Genomic DNA, 5,304 nt, shown 5'->3' on the forward strand with positions numbered 1-5,304 from the left:
GGCGACGCCGGTCGCGCCTGGAATCACCCGGTCGCGACCGGCGTCGCCATCGCGACCACGGCGGCGGTGGTCGGCTCGATCATCTACTCCCTGCCACCGTCCTGCACCACGGTCTCGGCCAATGGGGTCACCTATCAGCAATGCGGCTCGACCTGGTATCGGCCGCAGTACGCCGGGAGCAGCGTCCAGTACGTGGTCGTCAACTCGCCCTATTGACGTTTCCCCAACGAAAGATCGACCCGAGGTCGATTGAATCCCGCCGCCAGCGAGCCCGTTGGCGGCGCTTTCCCGCTGACCCAAGACCCTGAGGAGCCATCCCATGACGACACTGAAACGCCCAATGCACCTTGCCTGCGCCTTGAGCCTGTCGCTGGCTAGCGCCCTGCCCCTGGCGCACGCCCAGACCGAGCCAGTCGCGGGGGCCGCCGTCTCCACCGAACTCACCGGCACGGTGACGGTGGTCAATCAAGAGAAACGCATGCTCACGATCGAGACCCCGGAGGGACGCTTCGAGGTACTTCATGTCCCCGATGAGGTCCAGCGCCTGGATGAGATCAAGATCGGCAACAAGCTGACCATCACCCAGACCGATCTCATCCTGGTCGATCTCCACAAGGGCGCCGACGCGGGCACAATGGGCGTCAAGACCCAGTCCACGGTGGTGCGGGATCCCGGTGAGAAGCCGGCCGGCATGATGGTCGACTCCCTGACGGTCACGGGCGTCGTGCAGGCCGTGGACAAGGCGAAGTCCAGCGTAACCATCATGGCGCCGGAGAAGACCATGACCTTCAAGGTCAAGGACCCGGCCGTGCTCGATTCGGTCGCGCCGGGCGACAGCGTCAGCGCGACCTACATGCGTGCCATCAGCGGAGAGGTGAAGTTCCGTTAGCCGCGGCCGGTTTTCCGGTCACGAAGCGCCAGCTTCGTGACCGCGGCGCACCCCGACGCGTGAGGCCAGGCCTCGCCTCGGGGTCGAGAAAGCGGGCCTCTTCACCAGGAGCCTCTCGCCATCCTGGCATTCATCCCCGGTCTGTTGGAGTGACCACGGATCTGATCGGCATTCACCAAGGAAACACCACCGATGATAGACAAGAGCGCTATCGCAACGGCCTGGACGCGCGGCTTGGCCGTGACCGCGGCCTTGCTGCTGGCTGGCTGCGCGACCACGGATACCTCGCTCCTGGGGAGCGGCGCGGGCGTCACGGCCAGCGATCCGACGCGCCTGACGCAGAGCGGCTTCCTTTCTAACTATGGGCGCCTCAAGCCGGTCTCCTGGGCCGATGGCATCCAGTGCTGGCGAGCGCCGAATCTCGACGTCAAGCAGTATGACAAGGTCTTGATCGCACGCATGAAGGTCAGTCTGAAGCCGGGGCAGCAGCAGGAGATCGACCCGACCGACCTCAAGACCCTCACCGACTATTTCCATGGCGCCATGGCCAAGGCGCTCGCGCCTCAGATGAAGGTGGTCGACAAACCGGGGCGGGGGGTGCTTGGCCTGCGCATCGCGCTGACCAATCTGGTTCCCACCCAGGTCAGCCGCAGCGTGACCGGCACCCTGGTTCCCTATGCCTTCGTGGCCGAGGCGGGCTCCGGCGTGGCGACGGGCCGGCCAGCCGGCTCCACGCCCTATCTCGGCGAGACCGCCATGGAGATGCAGTTCGTCGACGGCGCCTCCGGGACCGTCCTCGCCGAGTGCCGCGACACCGAGATCGGCCGCAAGTACGCGGCGGATCTGGACGCCGGGGCCGCCGGCGCGGCGCAGACCTGGGCGAGCGGCTATGTCAACTCCTTCCAGAGCTGGGCCTACGCGAAGAACGCCTTCGACAAGTGGGCGACCCTGACGGCCGAGCGCCTGGCCGCGCTGCGCGCTGCGGCACCGGCGCCTTAGGTGTCTTCCGGGAAGCGACGCAGCGGCGGGCACGATCCCGCGGGATGGACAAAGCCCGCGCGGTGCGCTTGGTTCGGGGCGCTGAGGACCGACGGGCGTGCCCATCATTCGTGCGCCAGGCCTTGCAGGATGGGCACGTCCGCGCGGCGCCGGGTTTAGACTCGAACTCCAAGCACGGACTTTGCCCATCCGAGCCGCGTGTTCTTGGGTGAGGGCGTTACCGCAATTCGCCTGAGCCGATCCCGGATCTCGGATCCCGTGGCTGCGGCCCGGTGTCCGCGTCCTTGCCGGGGCACCTGACATCAACAACCATTCAGGAGATTCGCCGATGGCGGACCCGCTACACCCAGCCGCGATCCATCACTTGCCCCCCTTCGTCACGGCGCCGGGCGAGACCGACGTGCTCTTCGTGGCGATGGCCGTCTTCGTGCTGCTTGCCGTGATCGGCATCGGCCTCTTCTACTTCAAGCTCCATGCCTTGCCGGAGCAGCTGGCGCATCGCGGCCAGAAGATCCAGTTCGAACTCGTCGCCGTGCTGGCGCTGCTGGCGCTCTTCACCCACAACCACGCCTTCTGGATCGCCGGGCTGCTGCTCGCCCTCATCCCGCTGCCGGACTTCACCACGCCGCTGTCGTCGATGGCGCGCTCGCTCGCGCGCATTGCCGACGGCGCGGAGCCGACCGCCGCGCCGCCGGCACCACCGCCGCAAGCGCCGGCACCGGAAGAGACGACACCGGCCGTCCATCAGCCGACCGAGCCGCGGGAGGCCTGAGCCATGTTGGAACTCTTGCTGTGCTCGATGCTGACCGTTCTGCCGGACTTCCTCTTTCGCCGCTTCGTGCAGGGCAAGCGGCTCGGGCAGGAGATCAACCTCTTCTCCGTCTGGTTCGAGCTGCGCTGGGGCATCACCCTCTGCGTGATCCTGACCCTGAGCCTGATCACGACCATCTTCTACTTCCATCCCTCGACCAACGCCGCCACCTCGGTGTTCCGCACGGTGACCGTGATGCCGGAGACCAAGGGTCGGGTCACCGAGACCTACGTCGACATCAATCAACGGGTGAAGGCCGGGGAGCCCCTGTTCCGGCTCGACAGCACCGAACAGGAGGCGACGGTGGAAACGGCACACCGCAAGATCGCGGAGATCGACGCCGCCATGGTCGTGGCCAAATCCCAGCTCGCCGAGGCGGACGGTCGCATCGTCCAGGCGCGCGGGGCGCTCCAGCAGGCCATGGACGAGTTCAAAGCCCGCTCGGAGGCGAACCGCAAGAGTGCCGGATCGATCGCCGAGCGTGAGGTTGGACGGATGCGCGTGCAGGTCGAGACCCAGCAGGGTGCGCTCGACGCGGCCCTGGCGAGCCGCGAAGCGGTGGTGTCGGAAATGAAGTTCAAACTCCCGGCCCAGAAGGCGAGCGCCGAGGCGGCGCTTCACGAGGCCGAGGTGGACCTGAAGAAGACTCTGGTCGTGGCCGGGACCGACGGCATCGTGCAGCAGTTCGCGCTGCGCCCCGGCGACGTGGTCAACCCCATGGTGCGCCCCGCCGGCATCCTGGTGCCGGAGCGCAAGTTCACTGGGCTCATGGCCGGTTTCGGTCAGATCGAGGCGCAGGTGCTGAAGGTGGGCATGATCGGCGAGGTGACCTGCATCGCCAAGCCCTGGCAGATCGTCCCGGTGGTCGTGACCGAGGTGCAGGACGTCATCGCCTCCGGCCAGGTGCGCGCGACCGACGCGCTGATGGATGCCCAGCAGTTCGCGCGCCCAGGCAGCCTCACGGTCATCATGGAGCCGCTCTACGCCGGCCAGCTCGACGACCTTCCGCAGGGCGGAAGCTGCATCGCCAACGCCTACACCAACAACCACGAGGCCCTGCAAGATCCCGATATCGGCACTTGGCGCTGGCTCGGTCTGCACGCCATCGACACCGTCGGCCTGGTGCATGCCATGATCCTGCGCATTCAGGCGCTGCTGCTGCCGATCCAGACCCTGGTGCTGGGCGGGCATTGATTCCGATGATCCGGAGGTGAATCCGCATGAACGCCATTCCGATGTTCGACCGGCTCGCCGGCTACCGCGCCGACCGTGTTCCGACCGCCATGCAACAGCGTCGCATCGAGGCCGGCGCCGCGATCCTGGCCGCCCTTCTGGTCGGCGGCTGCGCCACCAGCGCGCGTCAACTGATGCCAACTCCGATCCTGTACCAGCTGCCGGACGGGCAGCCGGTGTTCGATCCGGCCGTGGAGGCCCGCCAGCGTGAGGGACAAAGCCCGGACCTGGATCTGCTCTTCATCACCGATCGCGCCCCGCCCACACCCGCGGAGTTCGAGGCGCACGCCAAGGACGCGTCGCCTTTGCCCTACGGCCAAGAGCGTGCCAAGCACATCGCCTTCGGCTCCGCCCAGGTGCGGATGGTGCCGGCGCTGGACTGGAGTACGCTGCGCGCGCAGAGCCAACTCGCCGAGCGCACCCAGGAGGTCAACCTGGAGCTGGGCCAGGTCCGCGAATTGGGCGCCTTTCCCGATGAGCCCTACCAGATCTCCAAGGGTCCGGACGGGAAGACCCTGCGCGACCGTGCCGAACTCGCGCGCCACTTCGACGCCAAGGCCAAGCTCCAGGGCGAGGTGGAACGCAGGCTCGCGCAGGCGCCCAAGAAGGAGGTCATGCTCTACGTCCATGGCTTCAACGAGACCTTCACGACCGCTGCCTATACCGCCGCGGAGCTCTGCCACTTCCTCGGTCGCGAGGATGTCTGCGCCTTCTTCACCTGGCCGGCCTCGACCACGGGCAATTTCCTGATCTCCTACACCACCACCACGGAGTCCGCCGACTACGCCGTCGCGCATCTCAAGAAGACCATCCGCACGCTCGCGAGCACCCCGGGGGTCGAGCGGCTGCAGCTGCTTGCCCACAGTCGCGGCACGGCGCTGACCTTGCGGGCGGTGAGCGAGTTGGTGCGCGAGGCCATCGCCGCCGGCAAGGAACCGGTGAACCTTTACAAGATCGACAACCTGGTGCTGCTCTCGCCCGACATCGACGTGGACATCGCCGGTCAGGAGATCACCGGCTTCCTCTCCGATCCGGAGCTCATGACGGTCTGGCCGGAGGCGCGGCTGCCGCGCGTGCTTCAGGGTCGCTTGACCATCTATGCCTCGCCGGAGGACCGCGCCCTGCTGGTCTCCCGCATCCTGTTCCGCAGTCGCAACCGGGTCGGTCAGCTCCGACCCGAGGACATTCCGGACAAGGCCCAGCGCTACTTCGAGACGGTCGGGCGCATCGATCTGATCTCCTACCAGGGCAAGCGCACGGACCTGTTCGGCCACTCCTACTTCACCACCAATCCGCAGGTCAGCTCCGATCTGATCGAATTGATCCGCTACGACAAGCAGTTGGGGGAGCCGGGGCGGGCGCTGATCAAGAC

Annotated in this window: 5 protein-coding genes and 1 pseudogene; all 6 read left to right on the top strand. The window is 66.9% G+C overall.

All coding sequences use genetic code 11. The features are described from left to right. Window positions 1–216: pseudogene (locus CKO23_RS23725) on the top strand (hypothetical protein); the annotation flags it as partial. Window positions 217–319: 103 nt separating this feature from the next. Further along, the gene (locus CKO23_RS23730) at window positions 320–889 is read left to right on the top strand and encodes a copper-binding protein (RefSeq protein ID WP_200335845.1); all 570 of its coding nucleotides are present in this window, start codon (window positions 320–322) and stop codon (window positions 887–889) included. 192 nt (window positions 890–1,081) lie between these two features. Further along, the gene (locus tag CKO23_RS23735) at window positions 1,082–1,888 is read left to right on the top strand and encodes a DUF3313 domain-containing protein (protein WP_200335846.1); all 807 of its coding nucleotides are present in this window, start codon (window positions 1,082–1,084) and stop codon (window positions 1,886–1,888) included. A 328-nt stretch (window positions 1,889–2,216) separates the two neighbouring features. Further along, window positions 2,217–2,660 (top strand): hypothetical protein, encoded by a 444-nt coding sequence (locus tag CKO23_RS23740; protein WP_200335847.1) that lies wholly within the window; start codon window positions 2,217–2,219, stop codon window positions 2,658–2,660. A gap of 3 nt (window positions 2,661–2,663) precedes the next feature. Further along, the gene (locus tag CKO23_RS23745; protein WP_200335848.1) at window positions 2,664–3,893 is read left to right on the top strand and encodes an HlyD family secretion protein; all 1,230 of its coding nucleotides are present in this window, start codon (window positions 2,664–2,666) and stop codon (window positions 3,891–3,893) included. Between the two features lie 26 nt (window positions 3,894–3,919). Further along, the coding region (locus CKO23_RS23750) for an alpha/beta hydrolase (RefSeq protein ID WP_242482698.1) at window positions 3,920–5,304 on the top strand (1,385 nt) is incomplete at its 3' end.

This window comes from Thiocystis violacea (genome assembly GCF_016583565.1).
GTDB classification, from domain to species: Bacteria; Pseudomonadota; Gammaproteobacteria; order Chromatiales; family Chromatiaceae; genus Thiorhodococcus; species Thiorhodococcus violaceus_A.